The sequence below is a fragment of the Streptomyces sp. SAJ15 genome (assembly GCF_007595705.1).
Classification (GTDB): domain Bacteria; phylum Actinomycetota; class Actinomycetes; order Streptomycetales; family Streptomycetaceae; genus Streptomyces.
Genome location: NZ_NISY01000008.1, coordinates 195835 through 215828 on the forward strand (window position 1 = coordinate 195835; position 19994 = coordinate 215828).

Here is a 19994-nt window from a genome sequence, read left to right on the forward strand (position 1 = left end):
TCGTACGTTGGCACACCAAACCCCTTGCGGCTACTGCCGTCATACGCCCGCTGACCAGGTGCGATGGACATGCAACTACCGGGTGTCGGCAGCGTGCGCGGCGCCCCGCGTAGGGCCGGGGAAAGCTGGGTAGCGCCAAGGCCATGGACTACGTCCCTTATTTCCGCAGCGAGGCGCGGGCGTTCGAGGTGGCGGTCCGCCGGGCGGCCGAGGAGGACGGGGCGCCACTCGTCCCGTCCTGCCCCGACTGGACGGTGACCGATCTGCTCGCGCACCTCTCCGGAGTGCATCGCACCGTCATCCACATCGTCAGGGAACGGCTGTCGCGGCCCCCGGACGCCACGGCCCCGGAGCTCCTGGCCGACCTGCCGCCGGAGCGCACGGAGTGGCCGGCGTCGCTGGAGGACGCGCCCCACTTCGGTCCGGTGCCGGTGAGCCTGATCGACTGGTTCGCGGGCGGGGCGGCCGTGTTGGAGTCGCTCTTCACCACGCGGGACCTCAGCGAGGAGGTGTGGACCTACGGCCGGGACCGGAGCATCGGCTTCTGGCTGCTGACGCAGACCATCGAGACGGCCGTGCACCGCTGGGACGCGGAGGGCGCGATCGGAACGCCCCAGCCGATGCCGACCGGGCTGGCGACGGCCGCCGTCGGGCACACCTTCGAGGTGATGGCGCCGGCCCGGCGCCAGTGGCTGGGCGCCCCGGCCGGCGCGGGCGAACGGTTCGGCTTCCGCCAGAGCGACGGACCCGGGCGGTGGACGGTGTGCTTCGAGGGGGACGAGATCCGGCTCGCCGGTGGGCCGCACGGCCTCGGCGACACGCCCGATACCCCTGACGCCGCCGATGCCCACGACACGTGCGACGTCGAGCTGACCGGGACGGCCTCCGATCTGATGCTCTTCCTGTGGCGGCGGGTGCCCGCCGAGCGGCTCGACGCCGTGGCCGGTGACCGAGCCGTGCTGGACCGCTACTTCACGCTGGTCCCGCCGAGGTGAGACGGGGCGCCACCGCGTCCGCGGCGCCCGGGCGCGTTCACCCCGCCGCGTCCATCAGCGCCCGCGCGGCCTCGCGCGCCTGACGTGCGGGCTCGGGGCCGCCGGAGACGGCGGCCGTGGTGATGGCGCCCTCGGCCAGCAGGAAGAGCTGGTCGGTGAGGTGCTCGGGCAGTCCGGCGGCGGCCACCAGGTCCGACAGCCAGTCCCGGAAGGCGGCCTTGTGGGCGCGGGCGGCTTCGGCCACCGGCTCCGAGGCGGCACCCAGCTCGCCGAAGGAGTTGACGAAGGCGCAGCCGCGGAAGTCCGGCTCCCGGAACCAGCGGTCGAGCCAGTCGTACACCGCCAGGATCCGCTCGCGCGGGGCCTCCGTGACCGCCGCGACCTGCCGCGTCAGCTCCGCGCGCCAGCGTTCGTCGCGCCGGTGCAGATACGCCAGCACCAGGGTGTCCTTGGAGGGGAACAGCTGGTACAGGCGCTTGAGCGAGACCCCGGAGGCGGACCGGATCTGGTCCATGCCCACCGTCTGAAGGCCCCGGCCGTAGAAGAGCGCCTCGGCTGCGTCCAGGACCTTCGTCTCCAGCGTCGCGGTTTCCATGTCACCCCTCGCCCTGCGTGAGTCCGTACCGGCTTGGGCCGGCCGTGGACTCCCCTTGCATGAGAATCATCGTTCTCCTAGGCTACCGCGCAGCGGGGAGAACGATCGTTCTCCATCTGGCACACACACCCAGGCACACCCTCCGCACCCCGATCGCACAAGGGAGCACCGATGACCGTCACCCGTCCGCCACTGCCGCCGTTCACCGCCGAGACCGCCCAGCGGAAGGTCCGCGCGGCCGAGGACGCCTGGAACAGCAGGGACCCCGAGCGGGTCGCGCTCGGCTACACCCCGGACTCCGAATGGCGCAACCGCGACGTCTTCCTCAACGGGCGCGCCGAGATCCTGGAGTTCCTGACCGCGAAGTGGGAGCGCGAGCTGGACTACCGGCTGCGCAAGGAGCTGTGGGCGTACTCCGACCACCGCATCGCGGTGCGCTTCGAGTACGAGTGGCACGACCACGACGGCCAGTGGTACCGCTCGTACGGCAACGAGAACTGGGAGTTCGACGAGCACGGGCTGATGCGGCGGCGTTACGCCTCCATCAACGACCTCGCGATCACCGCGGAGGAGCGCCGCATCGCCCTCTGAGGGTCACGGTCGCCGGCCACGGCCACGCCCCAGGGCCGCGGCCGCGGTTCACAGCCAGCCGTTGCGCCGGAAGCCCCGGTGGATGACGAAGCACGCGACCGCGATCACGCCCAGCGCCAGCGGATAGCCGAACCGCCACCGGAGCTCCGGCATGTGGTCGAAGTTCATGCCGTAGACCCCGCAGACCATGGTGGGCACGGCGATGATGGCCGCCCAGGCCGTGATCTTGCGCATGTCCTCGTTCTGGGCGACGGTCACCTGCGCCAGATGGGCCTGGAGGATGGAGTTCAGCAGCTCGTCGAAGGCGGCGACCTGCTCGGTGACCCGGGCCAGGTGGTCGGCGACATCGCGGAAGTACTTCTGTATGTCCGGGTCGACCAGCCGCATGGGCTGGGTGGCCAGCTGCTGCAGTGGGCGGTCGAGCGGCGCCACCGCTCGCTTCAGCTCCAGCAGTTCGCGCTTGAGCTGGTAGATCCGCCCCGGGTCGCCGGTGCCGCGCTCACCGTCGCGCGGGGCGAAGACCTCGGTCTCCACCTGGTCGATGTCGTCCTGGACCGCCTCGGCGACCGCGAGGTAGTCGTCGACGACATGGTCGGCGATGGCGTGCAGCACGGCCGAGGGCCCCTTGGCCAGCTGGCCGGGGTCGGCCTCCAGCTCCTCGCGCAGCGGCCCGAGCGAGCCGTGCCGCCCGTGCCGTACGGTGATCACGAAGTCCGGGCCGGTGAACACCATGATCTCGCCGGTGTCCACCACCTCGCTGGTCGCGGTGAGCTGGTCGTGCTCGACGTAGCGCACGGTCTTGAAGACGGCGAACAGCGTGTCGTCGTACCGCTCCAGCTTGGGCCGCTGGTGCGCGTGGACGGCGTCCTCCACCGCCAGCGGATGCAGCCCGAACAGCTTGGCGATGTCCGCGAACTCCGCCTCGGTGGGCTCGTGCAGCCCGATCCACACGAAGCCCCCGGCGGCCCGGCGCACCCGCTCGATCGCCTCGCCCGCGGGACAGGCCCCCGACTGCCGGGCCCCGTCGAGGTAGGCCACGCAGTTCACCACCGAGGTACCCAGGGGTGAGCGGGCGGGGTGGCTGAGGTCGACGCGGCGGCGCCGTAGCGGCAGCCGCACCGCCTTGCGGAGGTGACGTGCCATGGACATGTGGTGCTCCTTCGGACGGGACCGGGCCAGTCTCGCAGGAGCGGGCGCGACACGGGGAGCCGGCCGCACCGGTGGGTCCTCCGCCGCTTCGGCCCCGCCGGGTCCGGAGCCGGCAGTGCCCCCGGCCGTCGGCGGCCGGGGGCACTGTGTCACGGGGAGGCCGGGGCCCCGGGCACGGGGCAGGGAGGGATGCCCGGGGCCCCGGCGGGGGGAGGGGCGCGCGAGGGCCGGTCCGACGGTTCCGGTCAGTTCACCGGTCCGCCGTCGCCGGGCGCCTCACCGCCCCCGACCGGGAGTTCGGCGCCCGTGGCGGCCAGCGCCGCGGACACCGGCTGGAAGAAGGTCTCGCCGCCCTGTGTGCAGTCGCCGCTGCCGCCGGAGGTCAGCCCCACCGCGGCGTCGCCGGAGAACATCGCGCCGCCGCTGTCCCCGGGCTCGGCGCAGACGTCGGTCTGGATGAGGCCGGTGACGATCTGGCCGTCGCCGTAGTTCACCGTGGCGTCCAGACCGGTGACGGTCCCCTCGCTCAGCCCGGTGGTGGAGCCGGAGCGTTGCACCGGCATGCCCACGCTGGCCTCGGCGACCCGGGTGATGGGCTGGGTGGAGCCGTCCTGGAGGTCGACGCTGCTGGTGGCCGGGACGGCCGGGTCGTCGTAGGTCACCAGGGCGAAGTCGCTGCCGGGGAACTCGGAGCTCCGCACGGTGCCCACCGGTTGGCCCCCCTGGTCCACGCTCCAGGACCGGGAGGCGTTGCCGCAGTGGCCGGCGGTGAGGAAGCCGGGCGCGCCGTCGACGACGACGTTGAATCCGAGCGAGCAGCGGGAGCCGCCGCCGAAGATGGCGTCCCCGCCGTCCAGCGCCTCGTTGCCCGCGAAGGTGCGGAACTCCCCCGCGGACCGCTCCACGGTCACCAGGCCGTCCATCCGTTCCGCGGCCGAGGTCACCGTGGTCAGCTCGGCCCCGGTCACCGTGCGGTCGGCGAGGACCACGACGCGGTTGCTGCGCGGGTCGATGGACCAGGCGGTGCCGGGCACGGCCGCCTTGTCGCCGAGGACGCGGGTGGCGGCGCGCAGTTCGGCGGTGCTGTTCCGCACGGTCCGGGCCACCGCGCCCTGGTCGCGCACCCGTCGTGCGGAGTCGGCGTCCAGCACGTTCACCACCAGCCGCCGGGCGTCGGCGTCGTAGTACCAGCCGGCCGCGTTCTCGCCGAGGTCGCCGGTGAGCGTGGAGGCGAGCCGCGCGGCGGAGGGGCCGCTGAGCGTGCGCGGCCCGGAGGGGGTGTCGGGGGCGTCCGGGCTGGCGTTGGCCTGGGGGAGCAGGATCGCCCCCGTCACGAGCGCGGCGATGCCGGCGCCGACTATGACACCCGTCCTCTTGTTCACACGTCGGTGGCTCAACTCTCGACCTCCAGTCGGGGATACCTGGCCATCCAGTCGTACGCGGACGCGCTCGCCCCGGTCTCAGGGCCGCTCAAGGTGTGATGAATTCCGTCCGCGGGGGCGCGGCGGTGGGTAGGCTCCCGCGGTTTGACCTCGGGTCAGCTCGGGATGGCCGGGGTCGCCACCGTGGTGAGTCCATGGCTTTACGCACATTTTTGATATGTTATGTCCGCATTGATCCAACCGAACCAACCGATCCACGCGGTTCCCCCGCGCTCAGGCGCGCCCCGGGGAACCCCGCGAGCCGGGAGAGCGATGAGTGAGGCAGAAGTCGGCGGCGCGCCCCGACGCACCTTCAGCAGACGGCTGTTCGCGGGCGGCGCGGCCGCCGCCGCGGTATCCCCCCTCGGCCTCGCCCCCGCGTCGGCGCAGAGCAACCCACGAGCGCCGGAGGCCCCCGAGCCGGGCGGCGCTCCCTTCGCGCCCGAAGGCCCTCAGCCGGGGGACAGGCCGGCCGCCCGCCGGTTGCGCCGGGTCACCCGAGCCGGTGGCGAGGTGCACCGGATGCGGCTCTACGCGGAGCGGCTGCCCAACGGGCAGATGGGGTACGGGCGGGAGCGGGGCAAGGCGACGATCCCGGGCCCGGTGATCGAGATGGTGGAGGGCGACACCGTACACATCGAGTTCGTGAACACCATGGACACCACGTGCAGCCTGCACCCGCACGGCCTCGACTACGACATCGACAGCGACGGCACCTTCCACCAGGGCGGCGCGGTGCGGCCGGGTGAGCGCCGCGTCTACACCTGGCGCACCCACGCCCCCACCCAGCGCCCGGACGGCACCTGGCGCGGCGGCAGCGCCGGCTACTGGCACTACCACGACCACATGGTGGGCACCCCGCACGGCACCGAGGGCCTCCGCCGGGGGCTGTACGGCCCGGTGGTCGTCCGTCGCAAGGGCGACATCCTGCCGGACCGGCAGTTCACGATCGTCTTCAACGACACCAGGATCAACAACCTGCGGGAGGGGCCCAACCTCCGGGCCACCATGGGCGACCGGGTCGAGATCATCATGATCACGCACGGCAAGCTCTTCCACACCTTCCATCTGCACGGCCACCGTTGGGCGGACAACCGCACGGGCATGCTGGCCGGCCTGGGCGACCCCAGCCGGATCATCGACAACAAGGTGACCGGGCCCGCCGACTCCTTCGGCTTCCAGGTGATCGCGGGCGAGGACGTCGGCCCCGGCGCCTGGATGTACCACTGCCATGTGCAACCCCACTCCGACCACGGCATGGCCGGGCTGTTCCTGGTCTCCGACCAGGAGGGCGTCGTCCCCACCCGCGAGCACCTCCGCTGACCCGAAGGGGTGGGGAGATGAGCGGGCGTCTGCGGCGGAGGACCGGCGTGGCTGGGGGGTGATACGCCGGACCTCCGCCGCCGGGTATCCCCTCTGGGGAGGGGGACCGCCCGAGGTCACCGCCGTCCGGAGTGGTCGCGGACGACGGCGTCCGTGATCATGTCCAGCCGCGCCCACCGAGGACCCGCAATGGCCTTTCAGGAAACTGCCAGCCCCGCCGGGGGCCCGCGTCGGCCCCCGGCGCGGGCGGCCCGACACCGGGCCCCGACCCGGCATCGGCGCACCGGCCCGACGCCCCTCCGACGACGCTTCGACCCGACGACCCTTCGCCGACGCTTCGGCCTGACGGCCCTTCGACGAGGCTTCGACCCGACGGCCCTGCGGCGAGGCTCCGGGCGGGCGCACCGGCCCGGGCGGCACCGCGGGCCGGGCGGCAGGCTCGCCTCCGCCGCCTCCATCGTGGTCGCCGCCCTGCTGGTCTGGACGGCGGCGGCCATCGCCCCCACCGCCCGCCCCGACCGGCCCGCCGCGCCACCGCGGGCCGTCCGGGGCGGGCCGGCCTGGGGCGCCTTCCTGGGCTCGGGTCCGGAGGGCGTGGCGCGGCTGTCGGCGCTGCGCGACTGGAGCGGCCACGACGCGGCGCTGCGAGTGGGCCGCAGCTATCTGCCGGGCGGCAACTGGTCGGACATCCGCGGCGAGGTGACGCTGCTGCCCGCCTGGGCCCGCTGGCGCCGGGCCGCCGCCGACCGCCTCTTCGTACTCAACGTGCCCATGCTGCCGCGCAACGAGGAGCGTGTGCCGGACGACACGGTGCGCACCCTGCTGACGGCCGGCGCCGACGGGGCCCACGACGCGCACTTCCGGGCGCTGGCCGAGCGCCTGGTCGCGCTCGGCGTCCCCGACACGGTCCTGGTGCTGGGCTGGGAGATGAACGGCACCACCTACACCGGCCGCTGCGCCCCCGACCCGGAGGCGTGGAAGGCGTACTGGCGACGGATCGTCACGCGGATGCGCGCCGTTCCGGGGCAGCGCTTCCAGTTCGACTTCGCGCCCAGCCGGGGCCGGGACGCGATCCCCTGGCCGGACTGCTACCCCGGCGACGACGTCGTCGACATCGTCGGCATGGACTCCTACGACCAGCCGCCGGGGGACACCTTCGCCGAACAGGTGGAGCAGCCGTACGGGCTGCGCGACCAGGTGGAGTTCGCCGCGCGGCACGGCAAGCCCCACTCGTACCCGGAGTGGGGCCTGTTCCGCCACGGCGACAACCCGGCGTACATGCGCGGCATGCTCGACTGGTTCGCCCGACACCCGCCGCTCTACCAGAGCATCACGGACTACTGCCCGCACGGGGTGTGGCGCTGCCGGCGGAACCCCGAGGCGGCGCGGGTCTTCCGGGACCGGACGACGGGCGCGGAGCCGCCGGGCGGGAAGCCCGCTCGGGAGGGAGCCGCCGGGCCGGCGCGGCCCGGCGCCGGCCCGCCCCGAACGGGGTCCACCGCCACAGCCCCCGAAGGCGCCGCCCCGCCGCCGGCAGCCGGTCGCGAAGCACGCCCGCCGCGCGGGACCGGAGCGCCGACTGGGCCGCGTAGCGGCGCAGCTCCCAGCCCCGGCCTCGGCGGGCCAGCAGCAGCCGCTGATTGACGACGGTGTCCGGCCGCCAGTGGCGCTTGTACGGCTCGGTGCCGCGCAGCATGCTGAGCACGGGCCGGCCGGCGGCGACGGCGTGGTCCGTGTCGTGGCGCAGCAGCATGGCGGTGATGTCCGCCTTCATCGCGCGCAGGTCGGGATGGGCGCCGTACAGGTAACCGCCCGACATCCGCGGGGACATGAGGGTGACGTCGGCGGCGAGCACCCGCCCGTCGATCCGGTACTCGGTGAGCTGGGCGCCCCCGGAGGCCACCAGTCGGCGGGTGGCGCGGGTGAGGTGCTCGGCGAAGCGCGGTGAGAGGTGCTCGGGGGTGATCCCCCGGCCCTGCCACTGCCGGCCGTGCAGTTCCAGCAGGGTGGCGACGGACTCCGGGATCTCCTCGGCGGGCACGCTGCGGTGCTCGATGCCGAGCGCGTCCAGCCGGCGCAGCTGGCGCCGGGTGCGACGGGCGCTGGGCCCGGGCAACCGCTGGAGCAGCTCGGTCAGCGGCCGGCCGGGGAGTTCCAGGCACACCGAGTCGGCGAGGCGCCGCCGCGGACCGTCCCAGTGCGCGTAGAGCCGCTCGGCGGCCCCGCCGGGGCGCACCTCCCGCAGGTCGATCAGGGCCGCGCCGGCGGCCGCGCGGCGCAGCCCACGGGCGAGCGCGGCCGCGGCGGCGTCCGCGCAGTCGTCGTGCAGCAGGACGTCGCAGAAGTCGGAGACGGCCCCGCCGAGCGGCACCAGCACCGGGAGCGGCCGCCAGGCCAGCATCAGCGGGGCGACGCCCACCAGCCGCCCGTCCCGCCGGGCCACGACCAGCCGCAGCCGCCCCCGCCGGCCGTACGACAGCCACCACGAGTGGAGCCAGGCGTGGGTCTGGAAGGGGGTGGCGGTACGGCAGTCGCGGTAGAGCGCGTCCCACTCCGCCGCCAGCGCGCCGAACCGCGCCGGGTCCCGGCACTCGGCCACGGTCCAGGTCGTCACCGGGTGCCTCCCGCCGGCTCTCCGGCGGGGGCGGGCACGCCGAGCGCGGCGAAGGGCTCGGGGCCGGCGGAGGGCTCGTGCCCGGCGGGCGCGGCCGGACCCGCGGTGGGGCGCTCACCGCGACGGCCGGACCGGGACGGGCGGACCAGCAGCGCGAGACAGCCGAGGACGGCACCCGCGCAGCCGCCCACCGCCGTGGTGACACGGGGCGCCGGGGTGCTGGGCGCGTCGGGCTCGAGGGCGGCGGCGAACCCGGTGACGCTGACGCCGGTGCTCGCCGAGGCGGCGTTGGCCTTCCGGGTCAGCGCGCGGGCCACGGCGTTGGCGACGGCGGCCGCGCGGGCGGGCCGGGAGTCCGTGCCGGTGATCTCGATCAGCGGCGAGTCCGGGGAGGTCGACGTGCGCACCTTGTCGCGCAGCTCCGCCGCCGGCCGCCCGGTGAGACGCTGCGCCTGGAGGAGCACGGCGCCGCCGGTGCCGATCCGCCCGTACGCCTGCGCGAAGCCGAGCGCGGTCGCGGGCTCGGAGTCCATGCCCGGCACCACGACGACATAGCCGGTGGCCGAGTACTGAGCCGGCGTCAACCACCCGTACGCCGCTCCCCCGGCCCCGCCCAGCGCCGTGCACAGCAACAGGATCAACCACCCCGGCATCCGGCGCCGGCGCCGCTCCGGCGCCCGGTCCCGTCGCCGCTGCCCACCGGGCGGCTCCGCGGCGGGCGCCCCCGGGTCCGGCTCGTCGCCCGGCAGACCGAGGTCACGCGGCGGAAGGCCGTCGCGGAGCGCCGCGGCGGGCTGGGGCCCGGCGGGTCCGGAGGGGCCGGGGTGTCCGTGCGGCCGGGAGAGGCCGAAGGAACCGAAGGAGCCGGAGGAGCCCGAGGGCGGGGAGTCGGAGGAGCCGGAGGCTTGAAGGGGGGCGGCCGCCGTGGCGCCCGGGAAGGGGGCGGCGGGGACGGTCGGGGCGACGGCGGTCGCGGCGAGGTGGGGACTTCCCGAGGCGTCCGCGGCGACGGACGGCGAGGCGACGAGGTGCGGGCTGGGGCTCCGCGAGACGTCCGTGGCGCCGTCGGGCGGGGCGACGGGGGCGGTACGGGGCTCGCCGGTGGCGTCGGCGAGGGCGTCGGCGGGGGTGGTGTCGGTCATGTCGCTCATGTGGGCGCTCACTTCCTGGGGTCGGAGAGGGCGGGGAAGGGGCGGCGAGGCGCGGTGGGCACCGGTCCGTGGCCACAGCGGTCCGGCCAGTGGGCGGAGGTGCGTTCGTACAGCGCCCGCAGGCGGTCGGCGGTACGGGCGATGGAGTAGCGCTCGACCGCCGGCGGGACCGGGTGCCGCACCGGCCCGGCGGCGGCGAGCTCGCGCAGCGCCTCGGCCAGGGCGGTGGCGTCCGGGGGAACGCGCCGGGCCCCGGGCGCGGCGTCGCGCGGGAGTTCGTCGATGGCCGGGCAGGCGATGTGCAGCACCGGCAGCCCGGCCGCGAGCGCCTCCACCACCGCGAGTCCGAAGGACTCCTGTGAGGACGGCGAGACGAAGACGTCCATCGCGGCGAGCAGTCCGGGGATGTCGGCGGCCCGGTCCCCGGTGGTTCCGACCGCGCCGTCGCGCTCCCCCAGCAGTCGGATCCGGCGGCGCGCCCCGAGCCGGTCGGCCAGCGCGCACAGCGCGGCGCGCTCCGGACCGTCGCCGACCAGCAGCAGCCGCGCCTGGGGCACCGCGGCCACCGCCCGCACCAGCAGGTCGAACCGCTTGTCCGGCACCAACCGGCCCACCCCGCCCACCACGAAGTCGTGTTCCCCGAGGTCCAGCCGGTTGCGGGCGGCGGCGCGCGCGCCGGGTTCGAAGCGGAAGTGGCGGGCGTCGATGCCGTTCGGGATCAGGTGCACCCGGCCGCTGGGCACGCCCCAGTCGCGCAGCCGGTCGGCGACGGTCGCCGAGACGGCCACGGTCGCGGTGCCGAGCCGCTCGGTGGCCAGGTAGAGCGCGCGCGTCCTGGAGGTGAGCGGCCGGCCCTCGATGCGGTTGCCGCCGAGGGAGTGTTCGGTGGCGATGACGGCCCGTACGCCCGCCAGTCGGGCGGCGACCCGGCCGAACACGCAGGCCCGGTAGAGGTGGGTGTGGATGAGGTCGTAGCCGCCGGCCTTGATGAGGTGGACCAGGCGGGGCAGCGCGCTCAGATCACGGTTGCCGCCCATGCCCAGGTGGGTGACGGGGGTGCCGTCGGAGCGGATGCCGTGGGCCACGGCGCCGGGGTTGGTGAGGGTGACGACGTCGCAGCGGACCGGAAGGTGACGCAGCAGCAGCCGCAACTGCTGCTCGGCGCCCCCGGCGCCGAGGCCGGTGATGATGTGCAGCACTCTCATCGTTCCGCTCCCGCTCCCGCCCCGGCGCCGGCGCCCGCTCCGGCCCGCCCCTGGCCCGCCCGCTGCCGGCGCGCCGCGGCGGGCGACAGCCGCGCCAGGCCCGTCACCTCCACGGGAGCCGTCGGGACGGGCGGGGCCTGCGAGGCGGGCGGAGCCGCCCTGAAGGGGGGAGCGGCCCCGGCCGCGAGAGCGCCCTCGCCCACGGCGGGTCCGCCCTGAGCCGGGGCGGGAGCGACCCCGACCGCGGCGGGACCGCCCAGGGCCCGGGCGGGAGCGATCCCGGCAGCGCCGGGCGCGCCCTCCGACCCGGAAGCGACCCCGACCGTCGAAGCGATGCTCGCGGGGGCGACGCCGACCGGGGTGGAAGCGACCCCGGCCGCGGAACCGACCCGGGCTGCCGAAGCGACCCACGCCGCGGGAACGGCGCCCGCCCCGGGAACGGCGACCGCGGGAACGGAGCTCACGGGGGCGACCCCGACCCGAGCGGAACCAACCCCGACCGCGGGAGCGGCCCCGGCCGGACGGGCCGCGCCTACCGGAGCACCCGCCGCGCAAGCGACCCCGGCAGCGCCGGGCGCGCCCCCCGCCCCGGGAGCGACCCCGACCGTCGAAGCGACGCCCGCGCGAGCATCACCCACCGCGGAAGCGGCCCCCGCCGAGGGAACGGCGACCCTGGGAACGGCGGTCGCGGGGGCGACCCCGACCGCGGAAGCCGCCCCGACGACCGCCCGAGCGCCCCCGGCCGCGGCAGCGGCAAGCCCAGCCGTGGGAACGACGACCGCGGCACCACCCACCACGGGGGCGACCCCGACCCGAGCGGAGACAACCCCGACCCCGGAAGCGTCCCCCGCCGCCGGCACGGCCACCGTGGTGCCGGGCGGGCCGGCCGCGGCGGCCCGCGCCGTGGCCGGCGTGGGGCACGCCGTGGCCGGGACGGCGCCCGCCGCGGTGTCCGCCGGCAGAGGGCGGCGGCGTAGCGGGTGCACCAGTTGCTTCAGCCGTAGGCGGAGGCTTGCGTCGCGGTCGTCCACGTGGACGCGGGGCAGCGCGTGGCGACCGGTGAGCCGGCCGGGGTCGATGGCACAGGCATAGCCGTAGCCGGCGGCCCGCACCGCCGCGACGCAGCGGTGGTCCAGGTGGCCGTACGGGTAGCAGAAGCCCTCCACCGGCACGCCGGTGATGCGCTCCAGTTCCTCCCGGCTGCCGGCCGTCTCCCCCCACAGGGTGGCGTCGTCGGCGGTCGGGAGCGAGGTGTGACGCCAGCCGTGGGAGCCGATCTCCATCCCCGCGGCGAGGGCGGCGCGGATGCCGTCCTCGGCGAGCAGCGGCTTGCGCGGGCCGTGCCGGTCCCAGGAGTTGCAGCCGCCGAGCAACCCCGGCAGCACGAACACGGTGGCGGTGCAGCCGTATCCGCGCAGCAGCGGCACGGCCTGCTCGACGAAGTCGGCGTAACCGTCGTCGAAGGTGAGCCCGACCAGGCCGGCGCCGCGGCCGGCGGCGCGTTCGCGGAGCAGCTCGCCCACGGCGACCCCGCGCAGCCCGCGCTGGCGCAACCAGCGCAGTTGGCGGCGCAGCCGGTCGGGCGTGACGGTGACGCGGTAGGGATCACGCGTGTACGCGCTCACGGAGTGGTACATCAGCAGCCAGGGTTCATCGGACATGGCGCAGCTTTCGTTGGGCGGAGGCGAGCAGTTCCGGGACTTCCGGCGCGCGTACGGCCAGGGCCGTGACGGCGAAGACGACGGGTACGAGGAGGCATCCGGCCGCGACGGCGACCGGGGCGGAGGGGGCGAGCGGCGCGCCGGTGGCGTCGGCCGCGGTGGCCCAGCCGACCGCCGCCGCCACGGCGGCCGCCAGCGCCAGCCGGCCGAGTCCGGCCGCCACCCGGCCCACCCGGAGGGCGATCAGCCGGGCACCGAGCCCGCGCAGCAACAGCAGGGCGGTGACGCTGATGCCGCAGGCGTTGGCGGCGGCGATGCCGAGCACGCCCCAGTGCGGCGCGGTGGCGGCCCCCGCGACGACGGTGGCGAGCAGTCCGACCGCCATCGACGCGAGGGGGTACCAGGTGGGGCGGCCGGCGGAGCAGAACGGCCGGATCAGGGCGCCGACCAGGCTGTGGCCGAGCAGGCCGAGCGCGTACACCCGCATCACCGCGGCCGTCGCCGCGGTGTCGCGGGCCTCGAAGGCGCCGCGCTGGAAGAGCACCTCCACGATCTGCGGCGCATACGCGATCACGTACGCGGTTCCGGCCAGCACCACGAGCCCGGCGAGCGTCAGGTCCCGCTCCACCCGCCGCCGCGCCCGCTCCGCCTCGCCGTCCGCCATCGCGCGCGCCACCATCGGGAAGGTCACCGTGCAGACCATCAGCGAGAGGACCATCGGCAGCTGGGCCACCTTCTGGGCGTAGTTGAGGTGGGAGATGGCACCGGCCGGCAGCCCCGAGGCGAGGTGGCGCTCGATGAGCACCTGCGACTGCCGCGCCAACGCGAACAGCGCGATGGGCACGACGGGTGCCAGTACGGCCCGGGCCCGCAGCGACGCCGCGGGGAGCGGCCCCTGGTCGCCTGGGCCGGAAGGTGCCGGGAGGGGCTGGGAGGCGGCGGGGAGGCGGCGCGGCAGCAGGCGGTGGCCGGCCGGGAGTTGCACGAGGACCATGAGGCAGCTGCCCACGGCCACCCCGGCCGCCGCGGCGGCGACCCCGTGCGTGGCGTGCAGCGTGAGGACGGTGGCCACGATGCCGACGTTGTACGCGACGTAGATGGCGGCGGGCGCCGGGTAGCTGTGGTGCGCGCGCAGCGCGGCGCTGAGGTAGCCGGCCATCCCGAAGGTCAGCACGGTCATGGCGGTGAGTCGGGTGCAGCCGACCGCCGGTCCGGGATCGGCGAGGCCGGGCGCCAGCAGGTCCACCAGCAGCGGCGCGGCGAGTCCGACCAGCACCGCGCCGCAGGACAGCGCGAGGAACAGCCGGGGGGCGGTCACCGCCAGCAGCCGGCGTACCGGGTCCGCGCGGTCGGTGCGCCCGGTGCCGCCGGCCGCGCGCAGCGAGAGGGCCAGGCTGAAGGCGGGGATCAGGGCCAGGGCCATCGCGTCCTCGATGAGGAGGGTCGCGGCGAGCTCGGGGACGGTCCACGCGACGAGAAAGGCGTCCGTCGCTCCGCCCGCGCCGAAGAGGTGAGCGATCAACTGGTCCCGTACCAGGCCGAACAGCGACCCCGCCGCGGTCAGTCCGGCGGTCACCACGGCGGCCCGCGCCACGTACCTCTCCCCCGTGGAGCCCTCGGTCCGCTGGGACCGCCCGGCTCGCCCGACTCGCCCGGCCCGACCGGCCTGCCTGAATCGCTCGAAGCGCTCGAAGCGCTCGGATCGGCCGAACCGCCCGGCGCGGACGGTCGTCGGGGCGAGCGGGGCTTCCCTGGTGGGCGGGACGACGACGGCCGCCCCGGCGGGCCCGGCCACCCCGGCGGCCCGAGTCAAGCCGGCCGGTCCGGTCGAGCCGGCGGGCACCCTCGCCGCCAGGGCGGGTCCCACGCCCGATCCCGCGGCTCCCGGGCCCTGGGCTCCCAGCCCCTGGGCTCCCGGGGCCGCCCCCGCAGCCGTTCCCGTCGTCGCGGCGCGGCGGGAGGCCGCCGTGTCGCTCATCGCGCGGCCGCCGCGGGGTCGTCGAGGCGTGGGCTCAGCGCCCACCAGGTGGCGAGGCCCAGCAGCACGGCGGTGAGCGTGGTGGAAGGGCCGCCGATGTCGGCGTAGGCGAAGTCCATCAACTGCCACAGCAGGAGGCCGACGGCGACCAGTCCGCAGGCGTCCGGGCGCCGGCCCGCGGCGCCACCGGTCGCGCCCTCCCCAGCCGGCTCACGGCCGGCGGGACGCAGCCGGCGGAGACCGAGAAGCAGGAGGGCCGCCCAAGTGCCGACGACGGCGGTGGCGCCCACCAGGCCCTGCTCGCTGAGCACCAGCAGGTACATGTTGTGCGGGGACAGCAGCGGTTGGCGCTGGAAGTCCAGGCCCGCGCCGGCGGTGTCGCTGCCCGCGGACAGGGCGATGGAGGCATGTCCGTCGCGATGGGCCGCGAAGCCCTTGAGCCCCACCCCGGTGGCGGGGGCGTCGCGCCAGATGCCGGTGGCCGCCGCCCACATGGTGTAGCGGTCGGAGACGGACTTGTCCGGGGAGTCGGTGACCTGCGTGATGCTCGTCAGCCGCTCGCCGACCAGACCGGATCCGGCTCCCGAGCCGACACCGCCGCCGACGCCGGCCGGGCCGGGACCGCCGGCCCCGCCCACCAGCACCACGGCCACGACGGCCGGCGCCGCGAGCGCGGCCAGCACCCCGAGCGCGCGCAGCCCGCGACGGGCGTCCGCGAGCAGCAGTACGGCGACCCCGGCGACGACGGTGGCGATCCAGGCGCCCCGGCTGAACGACATCACCAGCGGCACCACCAGAAAGCCGGCCCCGACGAGGGCGGCGGGGCGCAGCCAGCGGGCCGCGCCGGGCGGCGGCGCCAGCGCCACGGCGAGCAGGACGAGCAGGCCGTGGGCGACCAGGGCGGCCATGCCCATCACGTCCAGCGGGCCGAAGGTGCCCACCGCGCGGATGTCGACTCCGGCGTACGAGGCCCCGGTGCCGGTGAGGTACTGACGCAACCCGACCACGCCCTGCACCAGGGCGGCCAGCACGAGCGCCCCCGCCACCAGCCAGAAGTCGCGGCGTGAACGCAGTACGAGCAGCAGCGCGGCGGGGACGAGGACGAAGACCTGGAGGTAGCGCACGAAGCCGGTCAGGGCGGTCGCCGGGTCGTAGCCGGTGACGGTCGCCACGGCGAACGCGACGACGGGCGCCGCCAGCAGCAGCGCCGCACGCCGGGTCAGCGGCCGGTCCCGGCGGCGCAGCGCGCTGACCGCGCAGCAGCCGACGAGCGCCGCGCTGGCCAGGTCGGCGGGGGTGACATGGACGGCCCCGGCCCCGGCCCCGCTCGCGTCCTCCCGGCCAGCCGGTACGCACAACAGCAGTACGGTCGCCACGGCGGGCACCACCCGCCAGGGCACCACCCGCCAGGGCACGGCGCACCGGCTCGTGGTCCGCCGCGCCGTGCTCAGGGCGGTGCGGACCGGCACGGCCGGCTCCCGTACGGCTTCCCGTCCCACGCTCGCGCCCACGTCCGGGTCCGTGGCCGTGGCCGTGCCCGTAGCCGCGCGCCCCGGCGCGGCCACCGGGGTCGGCACCCCGGCCGCGGGCACGCCGGCAGCTTGAGGCACGGATCAGCTCCCGCCGAACCGGAACAGCGAGCCGGCGGTACGCAGCAGAATGCGGACGTCCTGCCACAGCGTCCAGGTCTCGATGTAGAGGTTGTCGAACCGTGCCCGGTCCTCGATGGAGGTGTCGCCGCGCAGCCCGTGCACCTGGGCCAGCCCGGTGACCCCGACGGGCATCCGGTGCCGGGCCGCGTAGCCGGGGTGGTCCTGGCTGAACTTCCGTACGAAGTACGGGCGTTCCGGCCGTGGCCCGACCAGGCTCATGTCGCCGCGCAGCACGTTCCACAGCTGGGGCAGTTCGTCGAGGGAGGAGCGTCGCAACAGCCGCCCCACGAGGCTCACCCGCCGGTCGCGGGCGACGCTCCACAGGGTGGCCGACTCGTGGTCGTCGGCGGGCCGCAGGGTGCGGAACTTCAGCATCACGAACGGTCGGCCGCCGTGGCCGACCCGCTCCTGGCGGAAGAGCACACCGGGGCCGTCGGCGAGGCGTACGGCGAGCGCGCACGCCAGCAGCAGCGGCCCGGTGACCAGCAGGGCGCAGCCGGCGACGGCGACGTCCAGCGCGCGCTTGCCCGCGGCGCCGAGGCGGCCGGGGGGCGGCGGGTCGAGGCGCCGGCAGGCGAATCCCCACAGGTGCCCCGAGAGGTGGCCCGGGGCCCGGCCACCGGCCCCGAGCCGCTCGACGACCTGACCGGGGGCGCCGCCGGGCAGCCACACGGCGCAGCCCTGCGCCACCAGCAGCCGGGCGAGCGCGGCGAGTTGCGGGGCCTCGGCGGGGTCGCGGGTGAACACCGCGTCCCGGACGGTGTTCTGGATGACGGCCCGGATGACGTCCTCGTAGGAGTGCAGCAGCGGCAGCGGCGGCGCGACCGGGGCGGAGGCAGGCATCGGCACCGCGGGCGTCTGGGCCGAGGGCACCGGTGTCACGGGCGTCTGGGCCGAGGACATCTGGGCAGCGGACATCGGAGTCGCGGGCGCCGGCGACGGGGCGCACCTGAGGGGCGGGCCGAGCGGGGGTGGTGCGCCCGGGGGCGGGGACGGCGTCGGAAGTGCGGCGGCCGGGGCGCCCGCCGCCCCGCTCGCCCGGTCGCCCGCCGTTCCGTCGCCCCCGCCCGGCCCGGGGCCCACCCCCGGGAGCGGGATCGGGACCGGGGCCGGGACGGAAGCCTGCCCTCCGGGCGGGCCGCCCACGACCGTGGCGTCCACGCCACCCACGACCACCGCGTTGAGCGGGACCGACCCCATGGCCAGACCGCCGACGCCGGCCGGTGGCGCCGGAGACGCCGAGGCCGCCGATACCGTCGCGGGCCTCGGGGGCGTCGCGGGCGTCGGAGGCGCTTCACTCCCCAGGGCCACCGCGCCGAGGGACACGGCTCCCACGGCCAGACCACCGGCCCCGACACCCGCCGCCGGAGCCGCCGGCCCGACGACCCCGCCCATGCCCTCCACCCCACCGCCACCGCCGAGACCGCCGGCCGGCGGCGTCGGCTCGACCAGTCCGACCGGCCGCATCCCGTACTCGGGGTGCTCGCCCAGCACGGTGGCCAGCCGGCGGCCGGCGGGACCCGCGCCGACGACGAGCGTGGAGCGCGGATGCCGGCGCCGGGCACGACGGCGGAGCCGGTGGACGGCCGCGCGGCCGGCGTAGGCCAGCAGCGCGTGGACGGCCAGGGCGGTGAGCAGCACCTGCCAGCCGAGCGAGCGCGGCGGGTCGGTGCCGGAGATCACCGCGGCCGCCAGCAGCCAGGCGAGCAGGCAGTACCGCAGCAGCCTGGGAGCCTCGTCCAGGGCGACGGTCCAGGGGCCCGGCCGATAGAGCCCGCCGCGCGCGCCGAGCGCGACGACGGCCATGGCGACCAGCGCGGCCACCGCGACCACGACGGTCGGTGCGAGCCCGCCCGCCGGGGCGAACCCGCCCACCGGGTCGGCCGATGCCGGCGGGCCCAGCGGGATGGCCGGGGCGAGCACGGGCGGGGTGAGCACGGTCGCGGCCCGGCCGCTGTCGCCCGGCGGGGGGTGCGCCGCGAGCAGCGGGATCGCCGCGACGGCGGCGGCGACGCAGTCCACGGCCACGAGCAGCGCGGTCCCCCGCGAGGGGCGGGTGGGCGTGGGGCGGGACGGGGCCGCGGGGCGGGGCTCGGGGCGGCGCGGCCCGAAGAGGGAGGCGGCCGGGCGGGCCGGGGCCGGGCGGGGCGCCAGCAACCGGCCGGGGGTGGGCACGCCTGCGTTGTCGGTGTTCATCCCCTGCACAGCTCCCCGCGGTCGGTGTACGGGTTCCGGGCCGGTTCGAGAAGTTCGCGATAGAGACGGGTGACCGCCGCCGCCGTGTCCCGTACGTCGTGGGCCGTGTGGACGTGGCGCTGGGCCTCGTGCCCCAGCCGGGCGCGGAGCGCGGGGCGGCGGAGCAGCACGGTGAGCGCGCGGGCCAGCGCGGGCGGGTCGTCGGGTGGTACCAGGCAGGCCGAGGCGTGCCCGACGGGCAGCGACTCGCGGGCGCCGGTCACCTCGGTGAGCAGCACGGGCCGCCCGCTGGCCATGGCCTCCAACGGGGCCAGCGCCATGCCCTCCCAGCGGGACGGCAGCACCACCAGGTCGGCGGCGGCGTACCACGGCGCGGTGTCCGCGGCCGGGCCGGGGAGCAGCACATCGGCGGGGGCGGCGCGGCGCAGCGCGGCGAGTTCGGGGCCGTCGCCGACGAGCGCGAGCCGGGCGCCCGGCACCTCGGCGGCGGTCCGCGGCCAGGCACGCAGCAGGAGGTCCTGGCCCTTCTGACGGCAGAGCCGGCCGACGCAGACGGCCAGGGGCGTGTCGGCGGGCAGGTCGCGGAGGGCGGGCACGGCGGCGCGGGCGCGCCGTCGTGCGTCCTCGTCGGCTGGGCGGAAGCGTCCGGTGTCGACGCCGTTGCGGATCACCGTCCAGCGGCCGGGCACCCCGGCGCCCTCGCCGCGCCGCCGCTCGTCCTCGCTGACGCAGACGATCCGCTGCGCCCAGCGTGCGGCGAACCGCTCCCAGCGCAACGCCAGGGCGGCGGTGGCCCCGTCGGCGGCCTCGAAGGACCAGGCGTGCGGCTGGTAGAGCGTCGGGACCCGGCCGCGGACGGCGAGCCGGGCGGCGAGGCCGGCCTTGGCGCTGTGCGCGTGCACCAGGTCGGGGCCGGTCCGGCGGACGATGCGGGCGATCTGGGCGGCCTCCCGCGGCAGTCGCGCGCCGGGTTCCCGTCGCGCCGCCCAGGGGACCGTCGTCACCCCGGCCGCCGTCACCTGGGCGGCGAGCGTGCCGCCGGGCGGGCAGGCCACCACGGGGCGCAGCCCGGCCGTCGCCTGGGCGCGGACGAGGTCGGCGACCACCCGGGCCACACCGCCGTCGACGGGCTGGCTGATGTGCAGCACGGTCGGCGTGGGCCGGAGGGGAATCCGCATGTCTCGCCTCCGTATTCGCCCGCTGAAACCGCCCCAGACCATGACAGATAGCGGAATGAAAATCACGCGAGACGCGCGCTGATGAGCCGTCAGTGTTGCTGACGAACTGGCCATCCGGGTGACCGCCGGACCATCCCCCATTCGACGCAATGCCGGGCGCGCCGAAAGTCTGATTTACAGAGCAACCTCCTATGTGATGGTTATCTTCGCTTATCGGGCGATGACATGACGCATGTCGTCCGGCTGGCGCCCGCTGCGTGAGATTCCATCCGAGACAGCCTCGCG

The 19994-nt window shown here is 76.3% G+C and carries 12 protein-coding genes and 3 pseudogenes; 4 read left to right on the plus strand and 11 right to left on the minus strand.

The features are described 5' to 3' along the window. Positions 1–143: 143 nt before the first annotated feature. Positions 144–995 (plus strand): maleylpyruvate isomerase family mycothiol-dependent enzyme, encoded by an 852-nt coding sequence (locus CD790_RS21645; RefSeq protein ID WP_144384961.1) that lies wholly within the window; start codon positions 144–146, stop codon positions 993–995. Positions 996–1032: 37 nt separating this feature from the next. Here CD790_RS21645 and CD790_RS21650 read toward each other — a convergent pair whose 3' ends face one another. Beyond that, the gene (locus CD790_RS21650) at positions 1033–1590 is read right to left on the minus strand and encodes a TetR/AcrR family transcriptional regulator (RefSeq protein WP_144384962.1); all 558 of its coding nucleotides are present in this window, start codon (positions 1588–1590) and stop codon (positions 1033–1035) included. Between the two features lie 171 nt (positions 1591–1761). Here CD790_RS21650 and CD790_RS21655 point away from each other — a divergent pair, with 171 nt between their 5' ends. Next, the gene (locus tag CD790_RS21655) at positions 1762–2181 is read left to right on the plus strand and encodes a nuclear transport factor 2 family protein (protein ID WP_144384963.1); all 420 of its coding nucleotides are present in this window, start codon (positions 1762–1764) and stop codon (positions 2179–2181) included. Positions 2182–2229: 48 nt separating this feature from the next. Here CD790_RS21655 and CD790_RS21660 read toward each other — a convergent pair whose 3' ends face one another. Next, a complete protein-coding gene (locus CD790_RS21660; RefSeq protein WP_144384964.1) occupies positions 2230–3330 on the minus strand; it encodes a magnesium and cobalt transport protein CorA in 1101 nt (366 codons plus the stop codon). Between the two features lie 245 nt (positions 3331–3575). Next, on the minus strand, positions 3576–4712 hold the full coding sequence (locus CD790_RS21665; RefSeq protein ID WP_260867762.1) for a S1 family peptidase: 1137 nt from the start codon (positions 4710–4712) through the stop codon (positions 3576–3578). Between the two features lie 312 nt (positions 4713–5024). Between CD790_RS21665 and CD790_RS21670 the strand changes: the two genes are divergently transcribed. Together CD790_RS21670 and CD790_RS36940 are read left to right on the plus strand one after the other, a co-directional pair. After that, on the plus strand, positions 5025–6074 hold the full coding sequence (locus CD790_RS21670) for a multicopper oxidase domain-containing protein (RefSeq protein WP_144384966.1): 1050 nt from the start codon (positions 5025–5027) through the stop codon (positions 6072–6074). A 1008-nt stretch (positions 6075–7082) separates the two neighbouring features. Continuing rightward, a pseudogene (locus CD790_RS36940) lies at positions 7083–7154 on the plus strand (hypothetical protein); the annotation flags it as partial. Positions 7155–7404: 250 nt separating this feature from the next. Here the strand turns inward: CD790_RS36940 and CD790_RS21680 are convergent. The 8 genes and pseudogenes from CD790_RS21680 to CD790_RS21720 all read right to left on the minus strand — a co-directional run bounded on the left by CD790_RS21680 (position 7405) and on the right by CD790_RS21720 (position 19709). After that, positions 7405–8688 (minus strand): GNAT family N-acetyltransferase, encoded by a 1284-nt coding sequence (locus CD790_RS21680; protein WP_399217995.1) that lies wholly within the window; start codon positions 8686–8688, stop codon positions 7405–7407. After that, positions 8685–9839, minus strand: coding sequence for a hypothetical protein (locus CD790_RS36050; RefSeq protein WP_260867763.1), 1155 nt, complete (start codon positions 9837–9839; stop codon positions 8685–8687). The genes CD790_RS21680 and CD790_RS36050 overlap by 4 nt, the downstream gene beginning before the upstream one ends. A gap of 8 nt (positions 9840–9847) precedes the next feature. After that, a complete protein-coding gene (locus tag CD790_RS21690) occupies positions 9848–11044 on the minus strand; it encodes a glycosyltransferase (RefSeq protein ID WP_144384968.1) in 1197 nt (398 codons plus the stop codon). 959 nt (positions 11045–12003) lie between these two features. Next, a pseudogene (locus tag CD790_RS21695) lies at positions 12004–12705 on the minus strand (polysaccharide deacetylase family protein); the annotation flags it as partial. Continuing rightward, positions 12695–14299 (minus strand): lipid II flippase MurJ, encoded by a 1605-nt coding sequence (locus CD790_RS21700; protein WP_260867764.1) that lies wholly within the window; start codon positions 14297–14299, stop codon positions 12695–12697. The pseudogene CD790_RS21695 and the gene CD790_RS21700, both read right to left, overlap by 11 nt. Positions 14300–14679: 380 nt before the next feature. Then, positions 14680–16134 carry an O-antigen ligase family protein gene (locus CD790_RS21705; RefSeq protein WP_399218034.1) on the minus strand — a complete coding sequence of 485 codons (1455 nt, stop codon included), beginning with the start codon at positions 16132–16134 and terminating at the stop codon, positions 14680–14682. A gap of 162 nt (positions 16135–16296) precedes the next feature. After that, positions 16297–17151 (minus strand): annotated as a pseudogene (locus CD790_RS36945) (sugar transferase); the annotation flags it as partial. A gap of 1376 nt (positions 17152–18527) precedes the next feature. Beyond that, on the minus strand, positions 18528–19709 hold the full coding sequence (locus CD790_RS21720; protein ID WP_144384970.1) for a glycosyltransferase family 4 protein: 1182 nt from the start codon (positions 19707–19709) through the stop codon (positions 18528–18530). Between the last annotated feature and the right edge of the window lie 285 nt (positions 19710–19994).